Source organism: Methylomonas sp. Uni0011, from assembly GCF_056850255.1.
Genome location: NZ_JBVVNO010000012.1, coordinates 1 through 23,827, shown reverse-complemented (window position 1 = coordinate 23,827; position 23,827 = coordinate 1). Strand labels below are relative to the sequence as shown.

Annotated in this window: 20 protein-coding genes and 1 CRISPR repeat array (1 of these 21 cut by a window edge); of the genes, 6 read left to right on the top strand and 14 right to left on the bottom strand. The window is 55.4% G+C overall.

Annotated features, from left to right (window positions below):
* A CRISPR array of direct repeats spans nucleotides 1-868; the repeat unit is 29 nt; unit sequence CGGTTCATCCCCGCGGGTGCGGGGAACGC; it reaches 5,635 nt to the left of the window's first position.
* Between the two features lie 304 nt (nucleotides 869-1,172).
* From cas2e to cas3, 12 genes are all read right to left on the bottom strand, one after another.
* A complete protein-coding gene (cas2e, locus tag AC0IM9_RS13865) occupies nucleotides 1,173-1,472 on the bottom strand; it encodes a type I-E CRISPR-associated endoribonuclease Cas2e (protein WP_482804403.1) in 300 nt (99 codons plus the stop codon).
* Nucleotides 1,453-2,364 carry a type I-E CRISPR-associated endonuclease Cas1e gene (cas1e, locus tag AC0IM9_RS13860; protein WP_482804401.1) on the bottom strand — a complete coding sequence of 304 codons (912 nt, stop codon included), beginning with the start codon at nucleotides 2,362-2,364 and terminating at the stop codon, nucleotides 1,453-1,455. Before cas1e ends, cas2e begins: the two co-directional genes overlap by 20 nt.
* Before the next feature lie 10 nt (nucleotides 2,365-2,374).
* The gene (locus tag AC0IM9_RS13855; RefSeq protein WP_482804400.1) at nucleotides 2,375-2,671 is read right to left on the bottom strand and encodes a type II toxin-antitoxin system RelE/ParE family toxin; all 297 of its coding nucleotides are present in this window, start codon (nucleotides 2,669-2,671) and stop codon (nucleotides 2,375-2,377) included.
* Entirely contained in the window at nucleotides 2,672-2,941 is a 270-nt protein-coding gene (locus tag AC0IM9_RS13850) for a type II toxin-antitoxin system Phd/YefM family antitoxin (RefSeq protein WP_140914270.1), read from the bottom strand.
* A 219-nt stretch (nucleotides 2,942-3,160) separates the two neighbouring features.
* Nucleotides 3,161-3,436 carry a type II toxin-antitoxin system Phd/YefM family antitoxin gene (locus tag AC0IM9_RS13845; RefSeq protein WP_482804399.1) on the bottom strand — a complete coding sequence of 92 codons (276 nt, stop codon included), beginning with the start codon at nucleotides 3,434-3,436 and terminating at the stop codon, nucleotides 3,161-3,163.
* 467 nt (nucleotides 3,437-3,903) lie between these two features.
* A complete protein-coding gene (cas6e, locus tag AC0IM9_RS13840; RefSeq protein ID WP_482804398.1) occupies nucleotides 3,904-4,209 on the bottom strand; it encodes a type I-E CRISPR-associated protein Cas6/Cse3/CasE in 306 nt (101 codons plus the stop codon).
* A 7-nt stretch (nucleotides 4,210-4,216) separates the two neighbouring features.
* On the bottom strand, nucleotides 4,217-4,834 hold the full coding sequence (gene cas6e / locus AC0IM9_RS13835; RefSeq protein ID WP_482804397.1) for a type I-E CRISPR-associated protein Cas6/Cse3/CasE: 618 nt from the start codon (nucleotides 4,832-4,834) through the stop codon (nucleotides 4,217-4,219).
* Entirely contained in the window at nucleotides 4,821-5,474 is a 654-nt protein-coding gene (cas5e, locus tag AC0IM9_RS13830; RefSeq protein ID WP_482804396.1) for a type I-E CRISPR-associated protein Cas5/CasD, read from the bottom strand. Before cas5e ends, cas6e (AC0IM9_RS13835) begins: the two co-directional genes overlap by 14 nt.
* Nucleotides 5,475-5,479: 5 nt before the next feature.
* Nucleotides 5,480-6,607 (bottom strand): type I-E CRISPR-associated protein Cas7/Cse4/CasC, encoded by a 1,128-nt coding sequence (gene cas7e / locus AC0IM9_RS13825; RefSeq protein ID WP_482804395.1) that lies wholly within the window; start codon nucleotides 6,605-6,607, stop codon nucleotides 5,480-5,482.
* Nucleotides 6,608-6,625: 18 nt separating this feature from the next.
* Complete coding sequence (casB, locus tag AC0IM9_RS13820) at nucleotides 6,626-7,084, bottom strand: type I-E CRISPR-associated protein Cse2/CasB (protein ID WP_482804394.1); 459 nt, start codon at nucleotides 7,082-7,084, stop codon at nucleotides 6,626-6,628.
* Nucleotides 7,081-8,571, bottom strand: coding sequence for a type I-E CRISPR-associated protein Cse1/CasA (gene casA, locus AC0IM9_RS13815; RefSeq protein WP_482804393.1), 1,491 nt, complete (start codon nucleotides 8,569-8,571; stop codon nucleotides 7,081-7,083). The genes casB and casA overlap by 4 nt, the downstream gene beginning before the upstream one ends.
* Nucleotides 8,568-11,309, bottom strand: coding sequence for a CRISPR-associated helicase/endonuclease Cas3 (gene cas3, locus AC0IM9_RS13810; RefSeq protein WP_482804392.1), 2,742 nt, complete (start codon nucleotides 11,307-11,309; stop codon nucleotides 8,568-8,570). Before cas3 ends, casA begins: the two co-directional genes overlap by 4 nt.
* Before the next feature lie 138 nt (nucleotides 11,310-11,447).
* Here cas3 and AC0IM9_RS13805 point away from each other — a divergent pair, with 138 nt between their 5' ends.
* A complete protein-coding gene (locus AC0IM9_RS13805) occupies nucleotides 11,448-12,320 on the top strand; it encodes a BrxR family helix-turn-helix transcriptional regulator (RefSeq protein WP_482804391.1) in 873 nt (290 codons plus the stop codon).
* Nucleotides 12,321-12,443: 123 nt separating this feature from the next.
* Here AC0IM9_RS13805 and AC0IM9_RS13800 read toward each other — a convergent pair whose 3' ends face one another.
* Entirely contained in the window at nucleotides 12,444-13,862 is a 1,419-nt protein-coding gene (locus AC0IM9_RS13800; protein ID WP_482804390.1) for an esterase-like activity of phytase family protein, read from the bottom strand.
* A gap of 115 nt (nucleotides 13,863-13,977) precedes the next feature.
* Nucleotides 13,978-15,585, bottom strand: a complete 1,608-nt coding sequence (locus AC0IM9_RS13795; protein WP_482804389.1) for a methyl-accepting chemotaxis protein — start codon at nucleotides 15,583-15,585, stop codon at nucleotides 13,978-13,980.
* A gap of 325 nt (nucleotides 15,586-15,910) precedes the next feature.
* Here AC0IM9_RS13795 and AC0IM9_RS13790 point away from each other — a divergent pair, with 325 nt between their 5' ends.
* The 5 genes from AC0IM9_RS13790 (at nucleotide 15,911) to AC0IM9_RS13770 (ending at nucleotide 23,703) form a co-directional block, all read left to right on the top strand.
* Nucleotides 15,911-18,424, top strand: a complete 2,514-nt coding sequence (locus AC0IM9_RS13790; protein WP_482804388.1) for a DUF2339 domain-containing protein — start codon at nucleotides 15,911-15,913, stop codon at nucleotides 18,422-18,424.
* The gene (locus tag AC0IM9_RS13785) at nucleotides 18,421-19,779 is read left to right on the top strand and encodes a hypothetical protein (RefSeq protein ID WP_482804387.1); all 1,359 of its coding nucleotides are present in this window, start codon (nucleotides 18,421-18,423) and stop codon (nucleotides 19,777-19,779) included. The genes AC0IM9_RS13790 and AC0IM9_RS13785 overlap by 4 nt, the downstream gene beginning before the upstream one ends.
* Before the next feature lie 35 nt (nucleotides 19,780-19,814).
* Nucleotides 19,815-21,158, top strand: a complete 1,344-nt coding sequence (locus AC0IM9_RS13780) for a peptide MFS transporter (RefSeq protein WP_482804386.1) — start codon at nucleotides 19,815-19,817, stop codon at nucleotides 21,156-21,158.
* A gap of 501 nt (nucleotides 21,159-21,659) precedes the next feature.
* Nucleotides 21,660-22,886, top strand: coding sequence for a PepSY-associated TM helix domain-containing protein (locus AC0IM9_RS13775; RefSeq protein ID WP_482804385.1), 1,227 nt, complete (start codon nucleotides 21,660-21,662; stop codon nucleotides 22,884-22,886).
* A 208-nt stretch (nucleotides 22,887-23,094) separates the two neighbouring features.
* A complete protein-coding gene (locus AC0IM9_RS13770) occupies nucleotides 23,095-23,703 on the top strand; it encodes a TonB-dependent receptor plug domain-containing protein (RefSeq protein ID WP_482804384.1) in 609 nt (202 codons plus the stop codon).
* Nucleotides 23,704-23,827 lie beyond the last annotated feature (124 nt).

The following is a 23,827-nucleotide window of genomic DNA, read 5'->3' as shown; positions in this document are numbered from 1 at the left end:
GGTGCGGGGAACGCGCTAGGCAATGTTCTCTTGGCGCTTTTCAATGCGGTTCATCCCCGCGGGTGCGGGGAACGCTGTTGGCGTTAAGCCCGCTGCCTAATGTCTGCCGGTTCATCCCCGCGGGTGCGGGGAACGCGCAATGCACCACGGCCACGCCGATTGAATCGGCGGTTCATCCCCGCGGGTGCGGGGAACGCGTTTAAATGCCTGATCTGGTTTACTGGGCGATCGGTTCATCCCCGCGGGTGCGGGGAACGCCCATGCGACTGCGGTCAAGAGTCGGTGCCAGCCGGTTCATCCCCGCGGGTGCGGGGAACGCCCGAAAAACGCCTCGCCCTGCGGGAATAATCTCGGTTCATCCCCGCGGGTGCGGGGAACGCTAATGCGCTGCCCTTCAATGGTCAATTGCCAGCGGTTCATCCCCGCGGGTGCGGGGAACGCCGAATGTCGAAATTGGCCTCATGTCGCTAGGTCGGTTCATCCCCGCGGGTGCGGGGAACGCTCGGTTTGGTCTTTCATAAAGCCCCCTCTTGTCGGTTCATCCCCGCGGGTGCGGGGAACGCGCGAAGCCGCTGGAGATATGGATTCTCGGGGTCGGTTCATCCCCGCGGGTGCGGGGAACGCAATATTTTTTGCAACGGAGTCATTTAGAGCGGCGGTTCATCCCCGCGGGTGCGGGGAACGCTTTCCGGCGGGTGGTTTGGATAGCCGCCAGGACGGTTCATCCCCGCGGGTGCGGGGAACGCTTGGTTTTGTTCTCTCAGAAGTGTTACAGACACGGTTCATCCCCGCGGGTGCGGGGAACGCCAGCTTGCAGGCGTCGATCCTCTCCTGAATCGCGGTTCATCCCCGCGGGTGCGGGGAACGCACTAATCCTAACTTATTGTTAGTTAAACGGAAATAACCCGTCTAATTTTCTACCGATTTTTTCGGCCTTTTCCAAGTTGTTAAAAAGCTGGCTAAAGCCTTGACAGCATCCTCTGCAGTAATAGGAATTTAGCGCACATTCACCCTCAACCCGGCCCCCTCCCTGAGGGCGAATGTCGTTAAGTTCAGGATGGTAGGTGGGGGCCACGCCCGCGATCAAACGCCTTCGGTCGCTGGCATGGCCTGCTCCTACAGGATTTGAAACAGCCGGTCGCTTCCTTAACTTAACGACATTGCCCTGAGGGCTAGGGAGACAAATCGGCATCGTCTGGTGGATAAAACGACACCAGTTTCAGGCCATCCAGTTCCACCGGCAGGCGGCGGTTTTTGCCGAGCGTTAAAAAATCAAAACCCGATTCGGTGTTGGTACTCCACACCATGACCGCGTTGCCCTCCTCTACGCCTTTTTCGATTTGCGCCCAAATCATCTCCCGCACTTTGGCCGACAAGTCGCCGACATAAACCCCGGCGCGGATTTCGATCAACCACACCGCCAAGCGGCCGCGCAGCCTGGGCGGAACGTTTTCAACTACGATGACCAACATCGCCGATGCTCTCCGGGTTGGGGATGGCCGGGGCGATGTTTTCCTCGGCCGGTTTGGGCAGTTCCAATTCGCCGGCCGCCAGTACCTCTTCGATGGTGGGGATGATTTTGCGCAGGATTTTGGATTGGCGGAACACGTCGCGGCACATCAGTCGCACTTCGCGCTCCGGGTTGGGATAGTTCTTGGCGGCGATTTTGAAGGCATGGGGGACAATGTCGTCGAATTTGAACAGGTCGGCGATATCGTAGACAAACGACAGCGGCTTGCCGGTGTGGATAAAGCCGATGGCTGGCGCGTAACCGGCGGCCAGCACCGCCGCTTCGCAGATGCCGTACAGGCAGGCGGTGGCGGCGCTAAGACAACGGTTGGCGGTGTCGCTGTTGTCCCATTGGGTGTAGTCGTAATTGCGTCCGCTCCATTCCACCCCGGCCTGTTTGGCCAGCAATTGGTACAACTTCCTGACTCTGGCGCCTTCGATGCCGCGCAGTTGTTCGACGCTGCGGCGCTCGGGCGGTTTTTCGCCGAAACGGATTTCGTACATCTTGCGCACCACTTTCAAGCGGGCAACGTCGTCCAGCGCCAATTTGGCCTGATACAGCAAGCGATCGGAACGCGCTCCGCCCGGCTGACCGGCGGCGTAAAGCCTGACGCCGGCTTCGCCGACCCAGACCAGCAAGGTCCCTACTCTGGCCGCCAGCGCGGCGGCGTGATGGGAGACGCGGGTGCCGGGTTCCAGCATGATGCAGGCGATGGAACCGACCGGGATGTGGGTGCGGATGCCGGTTTCGTCGATGACGACGAAGGCGCCGTCTTTGACGTCGATCTGGCCTTTTTCGATGAAGACCATGGACACGCGTTCTTTCATGGCGATGGGTTTGAGGGGTGGGAGCATGCCGCAATTTTTAGTTTAAGTCAGGCAGTTGCAACAAGCGCTCGCTACGCCAGACCCTGATGACATGGATAATCTGATTGTCCAACCAATAGACAACACGAAAAGGTGGATGAATCAACTCGCGAATATGGGGTTCGGAAAATTCAGGAACTGTGCGGCCAATCTCAGGATACTCCGTCAGGATTTCGAGATGGGAAATGATCTCGGTGACAAACTTATCGCCGATGTGTCCGACGCCTTGCTCCAAATAATAGGTTTTAATATCCGCGAGGTCATTGAAAGCCGAATCAGCAATCAGTAGCTTCATTTAGCCGATACCCAGCTTGGCTTTGACCTCCGCCAGCTCCATGACGCGACCGTTTTTGACATCCATCAAGCCTTGAGCAACCGCTTTCATGAAGGCGAGTTCTTCCTGATTCTTTTCATAGTCATCCAGATCCTGAACCACTGCTACGCCCCGGCCTCTGCTAGTCAACAACACGGGCCGGTGCGTTTCTTTTACCTGATTAACGACTTTGCCCGGATTGACTTTCAGATCGCTAAGGGGAATGACATCTTCGGAAAATTTGATGTTCATGGTGTTTAATCGGAGTGGTTTTTATGAACTGATTTTAGCACCTGTTAACAGGTGCTGTTATATTCTGTATATTGCCAAAAATCCATCGCCAATGGACTTAGATTGTCCCAAGTCTTGTATATCTCTGCGGCCATCCAATAGCGCGTGAACAACCATTTTGTTCTTATTGATCATCAATAAACCGGATTCGGCAGGTTTTCGGTCAGCAGTACCGGTATTTCATGCCAGGCCGCGCCGTTGCCGCAAACGGGCAAAAGCCTCTTTGCTGGAAACCGTTTTACCTTCCGCCAAACGCTGCTGGTTTTGTGCCAGCATTTTCAGCAATGCCAGGGTTTCCTGGGTCTGCTCGTAATCGGCAACCGACTGAACCACCATCGCCGCCTCCCCATTTTTAGTGATGACCAGCGGCTGGTGGTCGGTTTTTAACTTTTCGATCACCTCGGTCGCGTTGGCTTTTAAGTAGCTGATGGGTTTTATGTTTTCCGATAGTTTCATGTAGCCTTAGTCGCAATAGAATAAATTCAGACTGAATTAATAGGCAACCCAATAAGTCAGACCAACAAGGCTTATTCGCCAGCCTTTGCCACTTACTCGCAAGGCTTCTAGGGTTAAACCCAAGCCAAAAAAGGCTGGCCCGCAAGGTTCTCCGGCTTGCGCGCGAACTAAAAAGGCTTGCGCACATGGACTTTAGGTTTAAACACAAGCCAAAAATGCAGACTCGCAAGCTTCGGCGGTTTGCGTGTAATGCAAACCGCCTTAGCCGCAAGGCTTTTAGGTTTGAACGCAAACCCCAAAGGCTAGCTCGCCAGAATATAAGCCTTGCGCGCGAGGCAAAAAGGCTTGCACGCCAAGTTATCCGACTCAAACGACATCCCCAGAGGCTTGCCGCCAAGGCAACAATTCAAGAGAGTCCGGCAAGCCTCGTGAACGTGATTGCACAATGCTCGAGATTCCCTTTGCCGCTATTGCACATAACTCCGGCGCACCATCAGCAAACCGCAACCGAATGCCTTAGCCCGGCCCAGGCCGGTGAATAGGGTGTGACGGAATTTGTCGGCGTCGGTGATTTGCAATTCGCCCGTGAAATCGACGGAGCTGAAGCCGGATTTTTCGCCTTGTCTAATCTGACCCCACACGCTAATCGCTTCCTGCAAATTGGTGTGTAACGCCTCCAACGTTTCCCCTTGCATCAAACGACCTGGAATTTCCGGCACTTCGGCCCAATAACCGGTTTCTTCGGCGGGAGGGGTTATAGATTCGAATAGCATGGCTGTTTCACACTTTGGCGACAGATAGAAGGCCACAGCCAAAGGCTTTGGCCGGGCCTATACCTTGAAAAACTTGGGCTTCAAATTCGGCTGTATCGGTGATCGTCATAATCCCGTCGAACAGCACCGTTTGTATTTTGCCGCTACGGCCTTCCTTCGCTTTACGAAAATACGTGACCGGTTCCGGTTGGACGATCACGGTTTCCAACTGCGCGAAATCCTGTAATTTGCGTTCCAACCAAGCTTGTTGTTGCTCTTCGTGCAATAGCGGCACCCGGACAGTTTTGGTAAAGGTCTTGCCCTTTTTCTCGACCGTACCTTTGCTGCTGTCCTTGATGGTTTTAATCGGGTTGGCTCGCAAGCGAAAGCGCAGGCGTTGGCCGTTGGGAATATTCAATGCGAATTCGCGCTGCGCAAACAACATCGGACTTTGCTCGTTGCCCTCAGGCTTGATTGCCGATTGCAGCAACACTTGAGCGCCAACACCGGATTGAAATTGCTCGACACGAAATAAAAAGTCCCGTTCGGCGTCTTCATATCCGGGAAACAATTTCCACAGCGCTTGATGGAATTGATATGGATTTTTGGCTTGCTGCCAGGGAATATGCGCCTTACTCAGAAACATTTTCGCCTCCTTGACCATTAGACATGTACAGCGTACGGCTGGCGAACTGCCGGGGTTGGTGAATAATCGGCACGTCGCGCTTTTTGATGGGGATTGCCTTATCGCTGAACTCTTCGCTGTAAACCGTACCGCCGGTTTCGCCGCTTGAAGACAATGCAGCCATTGCCGAATCGGCAGACACACGAACATCGAATAACGGCCGCGCCAATGGACAACTGCGTCTGCCAAGCACCGGCGTGAATAACGGCTTTTTCAATGCCTGTTCGATTTTTCCCAAGCTAATTGATGCGTCGCCATTGTTCCAAACCACCACGGTATAAAAGGCGTCTTGCCAGTATTCTCGCCAAGTTTGAATGGTGTCGTGGCTTTTCAAGCCCCGGTAATCCTCGCGGGCGTTTTTGACCGTGTGATAGTCCGTCATTTTTTGGCCTTGCTGATCGACGCGAACGGCAAATGAAACGCTGGAAGCAAGCGCCTGCAAGCCTTCGCGGTCTATTCGGTCTATCCCCAGACACGCGCCGATTAAACCCAGCAACGCGCTGCGTCCCGGAAACAGTTCCGAAGGCCGCAAGCCCTCGAAACTTTCCCGTCCCCAAGCCTGCAGCGGCCCTTGTAGTTTTAGAATCAAATAATCGCGCATGGCGTTCATCCTTGGCCGTTGCTTTTGACCCAGTTTTCCAATTGCGGCAAAGACGGTTTTGCGATGACATCGTTCGGCAAACTCACGTCATCCAGCGCAAACTCGGCGCAACGTTCTTGCAAACCGTAGCCGCGATGGATTTTATCCCAATAGCCGTTCAAAGCCGTGATCGACGGTTCGCGGAAACCGCCGGTTCTGAAATCAGCCTGAACCGGTTTTTCGAAGGCGTTCGCCAACGAAACCGGCTGATTCGAGAAACTGACCAAAGCCAAGTCGGCCAAGTTATGCGCGGCAAAACTTTGCTGCTTGGCGCTCGGCACTTCGGTTGCCAGCATGTGCAAGACATGGGCGGCAATTTCCAGCGCTTTGGCGCGGCCTTCGGCGGTTTCCTCGGCTTTGATGTCGGACAGCGAGCCCAGATTGACCTGTAACTGTTTCAGGTTAAGGCTGGCGTAGCGATAAAACACGCCGGAAGAAAATTCCTGAGTATCCAAATGGCCGGAACCCAATTCTTGCAGATCATCGACGGCGGTGAACCAATCGATGTCGGCATCGACGGCGTGGGTGGTGATGGCGTGGGCAATGGCCAAGGCGCCGTCGATTTTGCCGACTTCGCTCATCAAGCCGGAAGTTGCCATGCGGCCAGATAACGCAATATCCAAGCCTTTGGACAACGCTTGCTTAAAGGCTTGGCTGTCTTTTTCGATTTGTTTTTGCAATTTCTTGGCATCGACGCCTTCGGCTGTCAATGCTTTGATTTGCTCGCAAAAATACGCGACTTCCTCCAATACCCAAGGCGCAACAGCATCATCCTTGGCATCAGCGGCACTGGCGTCTTTTCCGGAAATGTAATCGATCGCTTGTTTGATCAAGGCTTCATCGTAACGATCAGATAACGCGGCGACGGCTTGGATTTGATAGTCGGCCAAATGTTTGGTGCGAGTGCTAGGTTCGCCCAAATGTTCCCGGTAGTAATCGCTATGTCGCATCGTCCGTTTCAAGCTTTGACTGGAAACCCTCACCCGACGCTTGCCGCCGAATATCGCCGACTTTTGCATGTTCATATCATCGCGGTTCAGGCAAGACGGGCTGTGCGAAATTAAAACGTGGAAGTTGATAAAGTTTTCGTTCATGGCTTCGATTCCTTTGAATTAAGCGGATTCTTTCGTTTTGGTGTTTTGGTAGAAGAAAAAATCTTCCAGCAATTGGCGTTTGGCGCGGTCGTTCCAGTAATACAGCATTTTGGCCGCGGATAACCAATCCAGCTTGGGTTGGATTTGTTTAAGCAAGCGCCGTAGTTGAATCAAATCGTTCGGTTCCTCGGAGCGAATCACCATAAACAAGCGTTTTTCATTGATGTCGGCCCTTGCCAATGCTTTTCCCAAGGAATCGCCGCCATCCTGATGGGTAATCAGCGGCAGGCAATACACCAGTCGCTGCATACCTTTGCCGGCATTTGTGTCATGTAATAATCGGTAAAAAGCCGGTATTTCTAATAAGCCGTCAGGCTGAGCTACCCGTTTCAATTCGGCCTGCGGCCCAGGTTTCAATTTTTGATAGCGCTCGTAGAGGCCAAGAAAATCAGGCCCTTGGTTGTGTCCTTCACTCATGCTTCAACTCCTTGGGGTTCCAGTCCATTAAGCGATTTATGTAGCGAGCGTCTAGCCAATGCCAACGCTTTCAACATTTTGGGTTCTTGCCGGTAAGGATCGGTGGCTTGCTCAAATAATTTGAGCGCAATCGTTTTAAGCTTCTGATTCAACGCTTGTAAGGTCGAATCGGGTTCAGCAAATTTTACGTCTGCGAAAATTTGATGCAGAAGGTGTTCAGTTTGCTGGTAATAATTGGCTTCTACCGGGTCGCACAGATTAACCCCGGAGCCGTGAACTTTATCTTTCAAGCCAACCGCAAACAGATAGAGCGCTTTGCGCAACGCGGTTTTATAAGCCAAACCGCCTTCGATGATTTTATGAATCACCAAGCCATGCTCCGCCCAACCTTGCGCCAAACTAAACAGTTCGTGACGGCGCTCCAACACGGTCGCTTGGTTGTTGCGGTAACCGCCGACGATCAACTGAATTTTGTCGGCTGCCATGAAAGTTCTGGCCTGTTGCAATACCGGCGCGGCTTGTTGACCATCTTTATCGCTCAGTTGGTCGACCACCAATTTACTCAAATGCGTCCAGGTCGGCGCGGTAGTCGTGAACGACGGAAACTTCTCTTCTTTTTCGCCTTTTTTTATGGTGAAGGACCGCGAAGACAATGGATGTGGCCAGACGCCTTCTATCGTGTAATTGAATTTGGCTTTGTTGAATCCACGATAAACCGGCTCTTGGCAGCCGCAACAGCTACATGTCGCCGTATCCTCGACAGGCAACAATTCGAAATGAGCGGGTTGCCAGAGCAAACCGCGAATTAAACCGATCGATGAAGTCGAAATCTTCTGTTCTGCCATGACGGTGTCGATGTAATTCGGGCGTTGAACTTTGGTCTCTTGATACCAGGGCATGACCGATTCGGCAGTTTCTTCAGTCAAGATGTTGAGCCAAAGCGTCTGCCTTAGGTTGCTGCCTTTGATCAGCACGGTAATCGGCGTACTGCCACGCAAACTGCCCTTAAAGCCGCCTCCCATACTCGGTGCATTATTGGCGACGTTGAACAATGCAATCGCCGCGCAGCCTGCGCATAACGCTTGACCCAAGTCCGGTGGATTGACAAAAGCTTTGTTGGTGCCGTCGGCAACCCCGGCCAACAATTTATCCATGCCGGTCGGCTCTTTGGCATTGACACCGCGAATTTGCATGAACGGGGTTTCCGGATGATCCAAATCGAACCAATCCATTTTGTCCTTGCAAACTTCGACATAGACTTCCGGCGTCAATGGCTGCTGAACGAATCGCCCTAAATCCTTTTTATCTTTGGGCGAAAACAAGGTTTGCGTGATCGCGCAAAGCAGTTGCAAGCATGCCAGTTCCATATCGTCGCGCGGTAAACACAGTTCGCCGTCGGCTTCGCCGCACAGCAATTGCTGCAAGCCAATTTTTTGATAACGGCCATGGTATTGGATGGGTATCCAGGCGTCGGTCAATACATTCATGCGCTCTCCTCGGTGATTTCGGTGATTTCGATACGGATTAAGCCGGTATCGGCATGGTAGCGATAGGTGTCGTTGGCATGACAAGCGATAAAACTGCCATCGTGTTGTTGCTGCATTTGCAAACGGATCAAGCCATCCAGGTCGGCTTTGGGCAAGCGATCGCGATTGGCCCAGCTATGTGGAACGGCTACCGTGTTTAGGTTCAGGGCCTCCGCTTTGTTGCTGTCGTCAAGTTCGGTCAAACTATCGCCGTTCAAAAGTCGCTCGCGACCTTCAGCATCGAGATAGGTCGGTAAAACGTTTAAACTCATCTCGCCATCACGAGTTAGCGCCGCAACAGTGGAATCGTTGTCCGATAATTCCTGCATCGAGCTTCTGATCAACTGAATTGCCGACATATGGGCAGCATGACAAAGGTTTTTATGGGTTTCGTAGCTTTTTGTCACGGCGTCCGGCTCATCGCTCCAGGCTTCTTCACCATAAACTGATTCAATCCAACTTCTATAAACATTTGGAAATGTCAGCCTAGAACCACTCTCTCGTTCGGCTCGTTCCAACAATTGCTGCGTCCGCCATAACGCCCGGCTGTTGCCGTAAATCACCGCATGCAAGTCGTAATTGATGTCTTCCGGCAGCAAGACACTGCAAACGGGCTCGGTAAATCCAGCCGGCCGGCTACTTTGGTTTTTGGCGTGACGATGCAAGCGCCCAATGCGTTGAAACAGCAAATCGACCGGACAAATCTGAGTAATCAGCCAATCGAAATCCAAATCCAGAGACTGCTCGACGACTTGGGTCGCGATTAGCAAACGTCCTTGTTTAGAGCGTTCGGCAGATTCCGGGCCGAACCATTCGAGTGCGGTTTGCTCTTTTTTCTGGCGGTCGGCAAAGATGAAACGGGAATGGAACAACAGGAGTTGCGCTTCAGTGAGCGTCGGCGATTGTTGGATGCGCCGCCTTAATGCTTGGTAAATCTGCTGGGCCACGGCAACCAAATTGCACACCAGGCAGACTTGCGCGCCCTGCTCCACGGCATCCAGCATGCGTTGCAATAGCTTTTCGTCCGGCAACAATTCCGCCGTTCTCAATAATTCAATGCCAACTGTTGTTGGTTTGGGTTGCTGTTCGGGCAGACTGGTCAGGTCGAAAAATTCTGTTCGCTCGGTATGGCAATGGCTGATCAGCGGATAATACTGGTTGTCGTTCGGCATGGCGCAATTCCACGCAGCCGCCAACTGGCGTTTTTGTTCGAACGGCAATGTTGCCGACAGCAAAATCGCGCTGCCGCCAGCCAGGCGCTGTTGTTCCAGCACCGCTTCCAACAGACCGTACATATAACTGTCATAGGCGTGAACTTCATCGACGATCAACACGCTGCGGCCAACACCAAATCCGCGCACGAACTTGTGCTTGACCGGCAACACCGAAACCAACACCTGATCGACGGTACAAACGCCGATTTGGCCGAGAAATACCCGTTTGCGGCTTTGCGCCAACCAGTTGCCGCATTGCACCCAGGCTTCTTCTTCGCCTTGCGCGGTTTGCGGCAGGCAAGCTTGTTTTAAATCGATGAAATCCTGTTGGTATCTGGCGCGGCCATGCGCCAACACCAAGTTGGTTTGCTCGGCAAACAATATCGGCGCGGCTTTTTCAAGGCGGCTTAACATCGCGTTGGCAGTAGCTTGTGTTGGCAACGCAAACACGATGCTGTCGGCCAAACCGGCTGCCAATAGTTGCCAAGCGTAAGCCAGCGCGGCTTCGGTTTTACCGGAACCGGTGGAAGCTTCGATAATGGTCAAACCGGACACTTGCGGGAGTTTGTCGACCAGACATTGCACCTGACGTGGCTTGCTATCCAGATCGAGCAATGAATTCATACCTTGATAAGGTTTAACTTGACCGATCACGCCGACATCAGCCAAGGTTTTTTCGGCAATGGTTAGACGCTTGGCGTACCAGGCTTTTAGCGCATCGATGCCGTCGCAAGGTTGGTCATCGTATGCGAAGCATTCCGAAGAACCCAGCCAATCGCACACCGAACAAAAGCCGGCCAGCATGGTTGCAGGCGACTGGTTATTTTTGCTGGTTTTCAAGTCGGGAGGATTGACGCTCAGCGTTAAACCGGCAGGCGTCAAAAATAGCTGCTCCAAGACTTGCAGCCATTCCAATCGGTTTTGCCTTATGGCTACCTTCAACTCTTTAGACACACATAAATCATATTCAAGAGAGTTCTTGACATGCTCTTCCGGCACAATGCCGTGATGCCCAACGACAGGCGCCAACCAGCTACACCAAGCACTCCAAATTTCGTTGTCACCAAAATCAAAGTCACCATCGCCAGCGGAAAAATGCTCTTCCAAATCGCTGTAGAACCAATACAAACCGGCTGGACCGTGATTGTAGATCTTGATCTCCAAACCATTTAGCTGAGCCGGCATTGCGGACAACTGAGGATTGGCTACTTTCCATGCTTCGCCTGCTTTACGCTGAAAACGCAAATCGAACTTGCCGTAATCGTGCAATGCAATGAAGAACAGTAACCAAGCGCGAGTCTGCTGTTCATTCAATCCGGTCATCGCCGCAAAACACCGATTAAGATTTTGGCTGGTCTTCAACCAAACATCGGCCACCGCCGCCACATCCAAACAATGGTAAGGCAGTAAGTGATACGCCGGATCGTCGCCGGCCTCGGGTTTGGCTTTGCCCCAATAGCGGAAGTACGCCGCTGGTTCTGTCATTTTTCGCCTCGTTGAAACGTTAGTCTTTCGCCCAGGATCAGCCGACAGGGTTTTCGAATTAACGCTGCGGGTTTGACCGGTTCGGAGTAGACTTTAACCTGAAACAAAGTTTACATGCAATAATTTTTAGCATATTTTATGAGCGACGCCGAATCCGTTATAACCTCGTTAAAGTGGGACGTCCGCCAACGCTTGACCTTTTTGGAGGCGACCGTGTTCTGGACCGGGGAGCTGGTGACCGGTTTTTTGACCAATACTTTTGCCATCAGCCGGGTACAGGCCACCAAGGACATTGGCCTGTATTCGTCGTTACGCCCCAGCAACTTGCGCTACGACCTATCTTTGAAGCGCTATCTGATTACCGAGCAATTCGTGCCGTTGTTGATTAGCGGCCAGCCGCAGGAATGTTTGCAGGTATTGCAGGCCAGCCGAGACTCGCCACCGCCGCTGCTGGCTCTGGTCGGCAATTTACCGGCGGTCGAGACGGTCAATCCGCCGGCGCGGCTGGTCGATATCGCCGTTTTGAAACCGGTATTGCAGGCCGCGCGTTTCGGTTCTTTGCTGGAGATCGGTTACCAATCCATGTCCACCCCGGAACCGGCCCGGCGCCTGGTTCAGCCGAAAACGCTGGTATTCGACGGTTTGCGCTGGCACATGCGGGCCTATAGTTTGAGCCACGGCGAATACCGCGATTTTGTGTTGGCGCGGATTCACTCCGCGGTGGCGGCCGGAAAACCGGATGCGCCGATTCCGCCGGATAGCCGCTGGGAACAACTGCTGACAGTGGAGATCGGCCCCCACCCCGGCTTGAGCGATTCGCAAAAGCGGGCGGTGGAACGCGATTACGGGATGGTTGACGGCCGGCATGCGGTTCAGGTCAGAGCGGCGTTATTGCCGTACTTTTTGTTGGCGGCGAGAATCGGCGCCGACGATTTACAGCGCGAGGCCATGGCGCAACAAATCGTCCTGTTGAACCGGGCCGAACTGGAGCCTTACACCGAATTCGGTTAATGCGTTAATGCTGGGGAACAGTTCGAATTCCGGGACGTTTTCGATGGCCCTATCCTAACCAAACCGTTGATGCCTTGCGGCCGCGGGTTTGACCGGCGGCGCGCAAGACTCGGGGTGCAGCCGTTACGCGGCGACTTTGCGCTTGGCGGTCAGACGCAACATGCCCAGAGCGCCGCTGCCGAACAACCACACCGCGGCCGGGACCGGCACCGGCGCCGCGTAATTGCCCAAGTCGGCCGCGGATACTTTATAGGCATGCAGGACGCCGGGCAGCAGTTGGTACTCGGCGCTCAGCGTCGCCGCGCTGCCGTTTGCGGTCCAGACGCAGGCCTCGGTCTGGCCCAACGGGCATTGAATCGAGCCGGCGTAAGGGTCGGCATCGCTGAAGCGGAAATAGACGTCGAACTGGGTGCCGCCGGCATTTTGGGTGACGCTGTAATCGTTGTCGGTGCCGGCCAGCAACAGGTAGCTGCCGTCGGCCAGTTTCGGCCCGATCGCCAGGCCTTCCCATTTTTCCGGAGACTTATTGCCCAGTTCGGCCAGGGTATTGGCGTCCAGGTCCAGGAATTGGCTGGATTTGGCGACCTTGGTGTAAACCGCGCCGACCGCATCCAGATCGATACCGGACACATCGGTGGCTCCGGCCAGATCGATTTTATAAACTTCCTTGTCGGCGGTCGCCAGATCGGCGCCGACGCCGATGCCGCGGTTGTTACGCTCCAACACCAAAAACTCGTGGTCGTTCAGGGCCACCAGCGCCGACACGCCCTGGCCTTGGCCGGAGCGTTTCATTTGGTAGGCGTATTGCGCCACGGCCTCGCCGGTCGCGGTATCGAATTTGACGATACGGTTAACGGAACCGCTGCTGGCGCCTTCGTCCAACATCGCACTTTGCAACATTGCAAACGCATATTTGCCGTCCGGGCTGACGGCCAAGCCTTCGAAGCCGCGATTGTTGCGTTTGCCGGCGTTGTTGCCGGTATCGGCGGCGTAATTGGCGACGCCGCTGGCGGCATTGCGCGGCATCAGATTGGCCGGTGTGGCGTAGGTTTTGACGACGGCGCCGCTATTGCGGTCGATTTCGTACAGCGACGGGCCGTACTCGTCGGACACCAGTAAATTGCCGTTTTTGGGATTGACCACAATGCCTTCCGGATCGAAAGCATTACCCAGTGCGTTGGTCGGATTGGGCGCCAAGCCGTTCAGGGCAGCACCGTTTTTGCTGAATTTCAAAGTCTGCGCAATCTGGAAGTTCGAAATCGCACCGGATACCGGATTGATGTCCAGCGTGAAGCGCTGCACCCGAGTTTCGTAATTCAAGCTGCCGCCGCCCGGACCGCGATCGGACAGGCCCCACCACTCGTTGCGGTGGGTGTCGTAATAAATGTCGGAAAAGAAGCCGACCCGGCCGTCGTTGACGCTGCTGCCGAACTGGTCGGCGGTAGCGCCGGAAATTGCCAAACCGTTGACGAAGGTCGGCGCGGCGGAAACGGTATCGGCCAGCAGTAAACCGGCCATCAGCAAACTGGGTGTAACACGCATAACGGATTCCTGAATGGTTGAAAATCTTGTGATCGGATTCTCAACTTTATCCGGCGTTTGTTACATCGGCGTGACGAGTTCCGCCCCCGGACTGCGCACACCGACACTTAGACTGTCAACGTTTAAACTGCCCGACCAATTGGTTCAATTGTCCGGCCAGTTTCACCAGTTCGCCAATCGCAGCGTTGGTTTGCTCGGCATCTCGCGAAGTACGTTCGGTTAGTTGGCCGATGTTGCCGACGCTCTGGCCGACATGCTGCGCCATCCGGCTTTGAATGTCGGCCGCTTCCGACATTTTCGAGTTCAGGTGGCGGATTTGGGTGACGCGCTCGGCGATGGTACTCAAACCCTGATCGGCGCTTTGTACCTGCTCGCGACGCTGCTCGGCACTGATTTTGGCCTTGCTCATCACGTTCACCGCATCTTTGGCCTCGTGCTGCAGTTGCTCGATGATTTTATGGATTTCCTCGGTAGCCTGATGCGAACGGGTGGCGAGGGTCCGCACTTCGTCGGCAACCACGGCAAAGCCCCTGCCCTGCTCGCCGGCGCGCGCCGCTTCGATCGCCGCATTCAAGGCCAACAAATTGGTCTGCTCGGCCAAACCTTTGATCACATCCAGCACCGCGCCGACGCCGTTGCTGCGTTGGTCCAGCCGTTTGATTACCTCGCTGGCCCGTTCGATTTCGTTGACCAAACCGTAGATGCCGTCGATCGCGTTTTTGGTGGTTGCCGCCCCCTGCGCTGCGTGCTGGTCGGCTTCGACTGAAGCTTGCGCCGCACCGTTGGCGCCGCTGCGGACTTCGCGCACCGAAGATTCCAACTCGTGGATCGCGCGCACCACCGATTCGGTCTCGCTCCGCTGCTGGCTGGCGGCCTGGGCGGTTTGACGGGCGACGTCGGCAATGCGATCGCTGGCCGTGGCCAATTGCTGGCTGACGGTCGAGACTTGTTCCAAGCTGTCGGCAAAATGCGCCAACATGGAATTGAACGATTCGCTGACCTGACCGATTTCGTCGCCCGATTCGACGACCAGGCGTTTACGCAAATCGGACTGGCCGGCAATGGCATTCACGGCGTTGCGCATCGCCACCAACGGATTGACCACGATCTTGCGCATCAACACGTTCACCACCAACAGGCCGGCGGCAAACATCACCAGCGAAATCGCCGACGCAGTGACCAGATGGCTGTTGATTTGCGCATCCAGATTGGCGAGCGAATACGACACCCGAACCGCACCCAACACGGTACCTTCCGGCACCGCATGGCAGTTCAGACAATTGGTGCCGCGAAAATCGGCGCTAGCCTTGATCGGTTCCAGCACCGTGATCAGCCGACCGGCGTCGTTATTGCCGTAATCGGTAATGGCTTCTCCGGCCAATGCGCGCTGGTCCAGGCTATCGTTCGGGCGTTGCTCGGCTTTGCCGGGTCCGTAAGCATCGGTGATGGCCTTGCCCCGCAACAGGCGGACTTCGGCGATGTCGGCATGGGCACGGGCCTTGTCGCGCAACAGGTCGCTCTGCGCCATGGCGCCGGTCAACATCAGAGTATTCAGGCCGTCGAAATAACTGTTAGCGGTGTCCTGCGCTTTACCGGTAGCCAGACTGGCCACCATGTCTTTCTGCCGGTCGGCCATAAACAAGGTACTGACGAACATCAGCAACAGAAACACGCTGGCGATACTGAATATAATTTTGGCTTGAATCGTAGAGTGATTAGTCATAAAACGGGCCGGCTACTGGGTTGGTGGGTGGGATTCGAATTGTTCTTTATCGCACGGCTATAACGACTTCAAGTTTGGTAGCAAATCGGCCCCTGAAAAGCATAACGCATGTATTCCAAAATGAGTGGCGTCGGCACACCAATTATAGGCGACCTGAGCCGCTTAGCCCTGAATGCGCCGCAGCCGGACCCGCATCGGGCTCGGGCCAAGCCGGCCGAATCCCGATGCCGGCCGGATAGCGTTGGCCGGATTAATAATTAGCATTCCGCCGCACGAGCCGCTATGCTGCCGACCGTCAAAGTTTTGGATTTCCAGGAGCGTTACCGTGGACGATTTTTGGGGGTTTATCGCCGTCTTACTGCTGGCACTGCCTATTGCCCTGTTTGTGCTACTGGGCATGCTGCTGTCGCGGCAGCGGCAGGCGCGGGAGGAATTGAGTGTCGCGCTGGACAGCATCGAACGACGTTTGCGCGAGCAGCAACACTTGCTGGAACGGCTGAGCGCGCATCAGCCGCAACCGGTGTTAGCAGCCGTGCAAGCGCCCGCTGCGGTAGCCGAAACCGCGTCCGAATCGGCCGAGACCATTGCGCCGCCGCTGATTGCAATGGCCGATATGCCGGAACCGATTCCCGCCGCCACACCCACAGTCCAACCTGAGCCAGCCGCGGCCGATCCCTGGCAAACCGCAGACTGGCAAGCGGCCGAACCCAGCCGGTTCGAGCTGGCCGCCCAGAAAATCCTGAAACAAATCTGGAACTGGATCATCGTCGGCGAAGGCCACCGCCCGCAAGGCGCAGCGATGGAATACGCCGTGGCCAGCAACTGGCTGCTGCGGATCGGCGTGTTGATCCTGGTCACCGGTATCGGCTTCTTCTTGAAATATTCGATAGACAACGGCCTGATCGGCGAACAGGCGCGGGTCGCTTTGACCCTGTTGGCCGGGGTCGGCATGGTGGCCGGCGGCGTCAGACTGGTCGGCGGCCAATACCATTTGTTCGGCCAGGGCTTGCTGGGCGGCGGCATCGCCGTACTGTATTTCGGCGTGTTCGCCGCCTTCGCCTTCTATCACCTGCTGGGCGTGTACCCGACGTTCGCGTTGATGGTCCTGGTCACCGCCAGCGCGGCCTTTCTGGCAGTACGTTTGGATTCGATGCTGGTGGCAATCTTCGCCATCATCGGCGGCTATTGCACGCCGCTGCTGCTCTCGACCGGCCAGGTCAATTTCCCCGGCCTGTTCGGTTACATGCTGCTGCTTGGCGGCGGCATGCTGGCGATCAACTGGTACAAGCAATGGCACCTCCTGAATTTCCTGAGTTTCGCTTGCAACTACCTGCTGTTTTTCGGCGCGATGCAGAAATACCAAATCGAGCATTTCTGGCAGGTGTTACCGTTTCTGACCGGTTTTTTCGTGCTGTATTCGACCATGGTGTTCTTGTTTTGCCTGGTCAATCGCAGCAAATCGACCTTGCTGGATTTGATTGCGTTGCTAGTCAACGCCGCGATTTTCTTCGCCACCGCCTACCAACTGATAGACGAGGCTTACGGCCAAATCTGGACCGCGCTGCTCGCCGTCTTGCTGGCTGGGTTTTATGTCGGCCACGCTTATTACTGCCTGGCGCGAAAAATTGCCGACCGCGAATTGCTGGTCAGCTTCATCGGCCTGGCGGCGTTTTTCCTGAGCGTGACGCTGCCGCTGTTATTGTCGGCGCCGTGGCTGACCGCGAGTTGGTCGTTGCAAGCGCTGGCCATGGTATGGATGGCCGGCAAGGTCAACAGCGCCTTTCTGCGCCAAGCCGCGTATCTGCTGTATCTAATAGTGATCGGCCGCTTCTGTTTGGTCGACTTGCCGGGCCAGTACGCCGCAGCCAGCGACTACGGCGCCAGCCTGGGCGGGTTTTTGTTCGGCTTGTTGCAACGCCTGGCCAGTTTCGGCATTCCGATCGCGTCCCTGGCGGCCGCCTACCGCTTGATCGAGCAGCCGGCCGCCGCCTCGCCGTTGGCCTGCACCCCGGAAACCGACACGCCGCTGTGGATCAAGGATAACTGGCTGCTGCAGGCCATTGCCATCGCCGGCGCCGGTTTGCTGTTCGTGGCGTTGCAACTGGAGCTTTACCGCAGCTTCGCCTATCTGTACCCGCCGCTGCAACTGCCGATGCTGAGCCTGGTCTGGCTGGCGATGTGCTGGTTGCTGCTGCAGCGTTTTCTGGCCGGCTCCGGCGCCTGGTTGCTACCGGCGTTAAAGTGGTTTTTGGTTGGCGTTGCCGTCAAGTTGTTGTTGTTCGATTTGCCGTCCTGGGATCTGGCCTTGGGCGCCATCGGCGGCGGCGACGATTTATTCACGCTGCGTTATGCCGGCGACTACCGCTTCGAATCGGCATTGATGCGCCTGTTCGACTTCGCCGCGATCATCGCCTTCTTGCTGTTTGCGCTCAGCCGCTTGGCCGGCGCGGAGCGGGATGCCGGCAATTTCCGGCTCTGGCTGGGCGGCTCGGCGCTGGCCTTGCTGTTTACCTTCCTGAGTCTGGAGATCAACTCGATTTTGTATCAATATGTGCCGGGTTTGCGCTCCGGCGGCGTCACCATCTTATGGTCGATATTCGCGCTGGCGCTGGTGTTCAATGGCATCAAGCGGCGGATACCGGCTCTGCGTCTGGTCGGCCTGGGCCTGTTCGCGCTGGTGGCCTGGAAGGTGTTTTTCGTCGATTTGGCCCGGCTGGAGCAAATCTACCGGATCGTCGCCTTTATCGTACTGGGCATGCTGGCCCTGGGCGGCGCGTTTTTTTACATGCGTTACCAACAAACTTTTATCGGCAACGATACTGCAGAGAAATCGCCATGATCGCCAAACTCGTTATCTTGTTCTGTCTGACCCTGTCGGCCACCGCGGCCGAGCGGTCGCTACCGCAACGTTTCAGCCGCGCAGTGATCCATACAGAGCAAGCAGACCAGACCTTGTTGGCTGTAACGCTGGATAGTGCGGTTTACGCCGCCAGCGCCGCCGACTTCCGCGACCTGCGCCTGACCGACCAAAACGGTGTCGAAACGCCCTATTTATTGCAAAAAATTGCCGAACAAAAGGCTGTGGCCCGGCGCCTCCCCAGCACCGGCAAAATTGTCAGCCTGAACCGGACCGGCGAGAACGGCATCGAACTGATCGTGGCGCTGGACAAAACCGCCGCCGGTGCCGACGGCCTGAGCATCGTCACCGCGCAACGCGATTACGAATACGGCTTACACGTCTTCGGTTCCGCGGACGGCAAAACCTGGCAGCCGCTAGTCGATAACGGCCGGATTTTCGATTACTCGCGCTACGCCCAGATCGGCAACAACGACATCGAGCTGCCGGCCAACAACTACCGCCAATTCAAGCTGGTCGTGGCCCAGGCCAGCCAAACCCGCAGCAGCGGTTTGACCGAACTGACCCGAACCATGCAAAACGGCTCCGAGCAAGAACGTAGCGAAAGCATAGAACTTCGCAACGAGCCCTTACACATCGATCGCATCGAATTCTGGCAAAAACTTACGGAAACCTTGGCCGACGCAGCGCAACGCTTCGACTATCCCGTCGCCTTCAAAATCAGCCAGGATGTCGAGCTCAAGGCCAGTGTGATCGATATCGACAGCAAACGCCTACCCCTGATCGGATTCAGCGTACAAAGCTTCAGCCCCAATTTCAACCGCCGCACCGAGGTACAGATCGACGAAAGCCATGGCCTGGAAACCCGGACCCGAACCCTAGGTCTGGGGTATTTGCAAGCCCTGCACTTCCAAGGCTTCAATCGCGACCAAAACACGATCGAATTCGCCGAAACCCGCCGCGAGCATTACCGGATCCTGATCTACAACGAGGATAACCCGCCGTTGCACATCAACTCGGTGGCCGGCATCGGCCACGGCTACCGCTTGTTGTTTCTGGCCCAGGCCGGCCACAACTACCAGCTCGGCTACGGCGCTGATAAAGCCGAAGCGCCGAATTACGACATCGCGCCGATCCAGGAACTGTTGCGCCGCGGCTACCAAAGCAGTAGCGCAGAATTGGGCGAAGCAATCGCGCTAGCTCAGCCCGAACCGGAATTCGACTGGGCGGGATGGGTCAACAGCCGCTGGTTTCTGGGTCTGGCAATCGCATCGGTCGCGCTGGTACTGGCCTGGAGCTTGTTCAAAATCGGCAAACGCATCGGCGATTTCGAGTGAGGGTAGCCGGTCCCAAGGCGGCAACACTTAGCCCGATGCCGCAAAAACGCTTTTTCGGCCATCCGGCCGGCCTGTTCGTGCTGTTTTTCACTGAAATGTGGGAGCGCTTTTCCTACTACGGCATGCGCGCGCTGTTGGTACTGTACATGACCGAACACTTGCTAAAGGCGGCGCAAAACGGCCGGCCGGTGTTCGGCTTGCCGCAGTTGAAACGGGTTTTGCAAGCTGCTTTCGGCCCGCTCGGCGACCAAGCTTTGGCCTCGCAGATTTACGGTCTTTACACCGGCTTGGTCTACCTGACACCGTTGTTCGGCGGCATGCTGGCAGACCGGGTGCTGGGCCGGCGCCGCGCCGTGCTGTTGGGCGGCAGCCTCATGGCGGTCGGCCATTTTCTGATGGCCGGGGAAAGCTGGTTTCTGTTGGCCTTACTGTTTTTGATTGCCGGTAACGGCTGTTTCAAACCCAATATTTCCGGTCAGGTCGGCGACTTGTATCCGCCCGGAGACCCCCGCCGCGACAGCGCTTTCACCATTTTTTATATGGGCGTCAATCTGGGCGCGTTTTTATCGCCGCTGGTCTGCGGCACCCTGGGCCAGCGCTACGGCTGGCATTACGGCTTCGCCGCCGCCGGGGTCGGCATGTTACTGGGTTTGCTGGTTTACGGATTGGGCCGACCTCATTTGCCGGCGACAGAAGCGCGTCTGTCATCAACGTCCAGCGCTGACGGCACGCTATCCGGCAAAGATTACCGAGCCATCGCGGCGCTCGGCGCCATCGCGATACTGAACGTGATGTTTTGGGCGGTCTACGAACAGCAAGGCAACACCCTGCAACTGTTCGCCGAACACGAAACCGATTGGCACTTGTTTGGCTGGGAAATGCCTTCCACCTGGTTTCAGTCCCTGAATCCGGCCTTCATTTTCATACTGGCGCCTTTGCTCGACACGCTATCCCGTTGGCAGACCGCGCGCGGCCGCCAGCCGTCCAGCATCGGCAAAATGGCACTGGGCGCCGGCTTGTTGGGTGCATCGTTTTTCGTGCTGATTTATGCCACCAACGCTAGCGATCCGTCAGTCAAAATCAGTTTCTTGTGGCTGGCGTTATGTACCTTGATTTATACCTTGGGCGAGTTATACCTGTCGCCGGTCGGTTTATCGCTGGTCAGCAAAATCTCGCCGCCCGGACTGGTCGGTTTGTTGATGGGGATTTGGTTCCTGTCGTCCTTCTTCGGCAATTTACTTTCGGGTTATATCGGCAGCTTTTATCAGACCATGCCCAGACAAGCATTTTTTCTGCTGTTGGCCGGCCTGGGCATCGGCACCGGCTTGGCAATTTTGGCAATGAAACCGCTATTGCGTAAAGGCTTGGGATCGGTCTGATGCTTCGCTAGTGCGGCCAGGGAACAGCCGGCGCCGTTGGCCTGCCCCGACCGCAATCCCGGTTCCAGTCGCGGCAACGTGCCGTTATATTTTTACCCTACGCACTTTGAAGTGCCGCGTTTTGGCTCTGTCGTAACAGGCATGCTCGGCGGGGTGCCGATCAGGTCACTTTCCAGCACGGTATTCTGCAAGCCAAATAAGGCTTGAGGCTTCGCTTTGATCGGGCTAGGGATTTTATAGAGGTAGCGCACTTCGGCGCCTAACTGGCCGGGCGGCGGTTTTTTTTAATGCCACTGGGTAAAGGTCGTCACCCCGTTTAAATCCACAAATAGGGTATTTCACACACCGCAAACCGAATGGTGTGTGAAATAACCCACTCTACTTAAGTCCTAGCCGATTTAGCGCACAGCAAATCACTGAGATAGTTTGTTTTTTTAGTTATGGCACAGACCTCGCTCAATTGGCACACCCAAGTTGTGCTGATTCCTAAGGGAGCTTGTTATGTCTGTCATCGATCCGTTTACCGCGAAGGAAATCCCAATCGTTCGTCGTCCTGTTGCCTCTGTAAAACGTTTAGACTGGCTGCAGAAAATCACCTTACGCAAGGTCTTGCTCAAACTGCATTTATACATCTCGCTATGGCTGGGTTTGTTTCTGGCCATTGCCGGCTTGACCGGCAGCATACTGGTTTACGGCGAAGAGATTGATCATTGGCTGAACAGCGACATCCTGGCCGTAGCAGCCGGATCATCCCGACAACCCTTGCAAAACATCCTGGCCACCGCCGATCAAGTCTCCCCCATCAAGCACCCAGCCCACCATATTCAACTTCCCAAACATCCCGATGAAGCCCTGATTGTGCGTTACCAAGTGCCCCACGCGGGCCCCGGACACAATCATCACTTCCACGAAGTCATGGTGAATCCCTACACCGGCCAAGCGCTGGGCCATCGCGACCGCAACGACTCACTGATTAACTTTATTTTACGCCTGCACTACAAGTTGTTGGTGGACCCGTTCGGCAAATGGCTGATGGGCATTACCGCCCTGCTGACCTTGGTTTTGACCATTACCGGCATTTACCTTTGGTGGCCCAAAACCGGCAAATGGCTGCAAGCACTGGTCATTAAACGCAATGCCAGCTTTACCCGCTTCAATTTTGATCTGCACAAAACCGTCGGGCTTTATACCGCCGTCGTCTTATTTGCCGTATCGCTTTCCGGCTTTTACTTCAATTTCCCGGACGTCTTCAAGCCGGCGGTCAATGTGTTTTCCAGTGTGCACGAAGTCCCGCGTGCCGTTAAATCCAAAACCATCGGCTCCGAGGTGCTGGCCTACGAAACCATTTTGAGCCATGCACTACTGCGCTTTCCCAATCTGCAACTACAGCGCTTGTACCTGCCTGCCGACGCCAATGGCAGTTTCATGGTCAGCGGCAAACAAGCCAACGAAACCCGCAGTAAAGGCGCAACCATGCTTTGGCTGGATCAATACAGCGGCGAAGTACTCATGGTCCGCGACCCCAATCAATTTGCCGCGGGCGATGCGTTTATCAATATCCAGTTACCTCTTCATAACGGCGAAATCCTCGGTACGCCCGGCCAAGTGGCTGTCCTGATTGTTGGCTTTGCGCCACTGGCCTTATTGATTACCGGCATCATCCATTGGCTGAAAAAGCGCGCATCCCGACGCATGCATAAGCAGCGACTCACCGCAAAAGCACCGTAAAAGGCGCTTACTGAAAATGTCCCACAAATACTGGTTGCTTATCACCAAACGTTTGTCGCTGCGGCACACTCTCGGGTATTCGCGAAGTCAGCCATCAAAACCTAGGTCAAATTCTAAATAAACCCCACCCTGTACTGTTATGAACAACCCTATGCAATACCATCCACTGGCGGCTGCCATTAGTCTGGCATTATGCTGCCAGGTCAGTTTGGCCGAGCCGGAAACAAACGCTTCCAAAGACCAGCCCGTTGCAACATCAGAAGCGCCCAAAAAAGACCAAGCCACCGAGCTGAGTACCATGGTGGTTTCAGCAACCTTATCGGAAAAATCAATCGACGAAGTGCCAGGCACCTTGCACTTGATTGACGATAAACAAATCGCACTCCGCGATGTACGTCGTATCGGTGACATTGTGCGAGAAATGCCCGGCGTATACATGGCGATTGGCGCCACCAGTGCGTTACCGCCTGCCGCCAACCGCGCGGTACGCCAGTCCATCCGCGGCATTAGCGGCACGGCGCGCACCGTTGTCCTGCTCGACGACCAAAAAATGAACGATCCGAGTTTTGGCACCGTTAACTACGGCGCGATCTTTTCAGAGGATGTCGAACAAGTCGAATTGGTGCCCGGAGCCGGCTCAGCACTGTATGGCGGAAATGCGTTTGCAGGCACCATGCGCATCGTCACCAAAAAACCCACCAAACGCGAAGTATTGGTGAAAGGCACCTATCAGTTTGATGCCGCCGAGGGCATGACTGCCAGCGGCATCTACCGGGATGTGTTCGACAACGGCTTGTCCATCAGCTTGGGCCACTGAAATGGTTTAATGAACCCGGACACTTCAAAAGGCAGACTTTATACTGTCAGCAGAGGTGACCATGACAAACGAGCAAAAACACAAACGGCCCAAATACAGTCTGGAATTTAAGCAAGATGCCGCC

Coding starts and splice junctions, on each gene's coding strand:
- cas2e (WP_482804403.1), bottom strand. CDS start 1,472: ATGTTGGTCATCGTAGTTGAAAACGTTCCGCCCAGGCTGCGCGGCCGC.
- cas1e (WP_482804401.1), bottom strand. CDS start 2,364: ATGCTCCCACCCCTCAAACCCATCGCCATGAAAGAACGCGTGTCCATG.
- AC0IM9_RS13855 (WP_482804400.1), bottom strand. CDS start 2,671: ATGAAGCTACTGATTGCTGATTCGGCTTTCAATGACCTCGCGGATATT.
- AC0IM9_RS13850 (WP_140914270.1), bottom strand. CDS start 2,941: ATGAACATCAAATTTTCCGAAGATGTCATTCCCCTTAGCGATCTGAAA.
- AC0IM9_RS13845 (WP_482804399.1), bottom strand. CDS start 3,436: ATGAAACTATCGGAAAACATAAAACCCATCAGCTACTTAAAAGCCAAC.
- cas6e (WP_482804398.1), bottom strand. CDS start 4,209: ATGCTATTCGAATCTATAACCCCTCCCGCCGAAGAAACCGGTTATTGG.
- cas6e (WP_482804397.1), bottom strand. CDS start 4,834: ATGTTTCTGAGTAAGGCGCATATTCCCTGGCAGCAAGCCAAAAATCCA.
- cas5e (WP_482804396.1), bottom strand. CDS start 5,474: ATGCGCGATTATTTGATTCTAAAACTACAAGGGCCGCTGCAGGCTTGG.
- cas7e (WP_482804395.1), bottom strand. CDS start 6,607: ATGAACGAAAACTTTATCAACTTCCACGTTTTAATTTCGCACAGCCCG.
- casB (WP_482804394.1), bottom strand. CDS start 7,084: ATGAGTGAAGGACACAACCAAGGGCCTGATTTTCTTGGCCTCTACGAG.
- casA (WP_482804393.1), bottom strand. CDS start 8,571: ATGAATGTATTGACCGACGCCTGGATACCCATCCAATACCATGGCCGT.
- cas3 (WP_482804392.1), bottom strand. CDS start 11,309: ATGACAGAACCAGCGGCGTACTTCCGCTATTGGGGCAAAGCCAAACCC.
- AC0IM9_RS13805 (WP_482804391.1), top strand. CDS start 11,448: ATGAGCGACGCCGAATCCGTTATAACCTCGTTAAAGTGGGACGTCCGC.
- AC0IM9_RS13800 (WP_482804390.1), bottom strand. CDS start 13,862: ATGCGTGTTACACCCAGTTTGCTGATGGCCGGTTTACTGCTGGCCGAT.
- AC0IM9_RS13795 (WP_482804389.1), bottom strand. CDS start 15,585: ATGACTAATCACTCTACGATTCAAGCCAAAATTATATTCAGTATCGCC.
- AC0IM9_RS13785 (WP_482804387.1), top strand. CDS start 18,421: ATGATCGCCAAACTCGTTATCTTGTTCTGTCTGACCCTGTCGGCCACC.
- AC0IM9_RS13780 (WP_482804386.1), top strand. CDS start 19,815: ATGCCGCAAAAACGCTTTTTCGGCCATCCGGCCGGCCTGTTCGTGCTG.
- AC0IM9_RS13775 (WP_482804385.1), top strand. CDS start 21,660: ATGTCTGTCATCGATCCGTTTACCGCGAAGGAAATCCCAATCGTTCGT.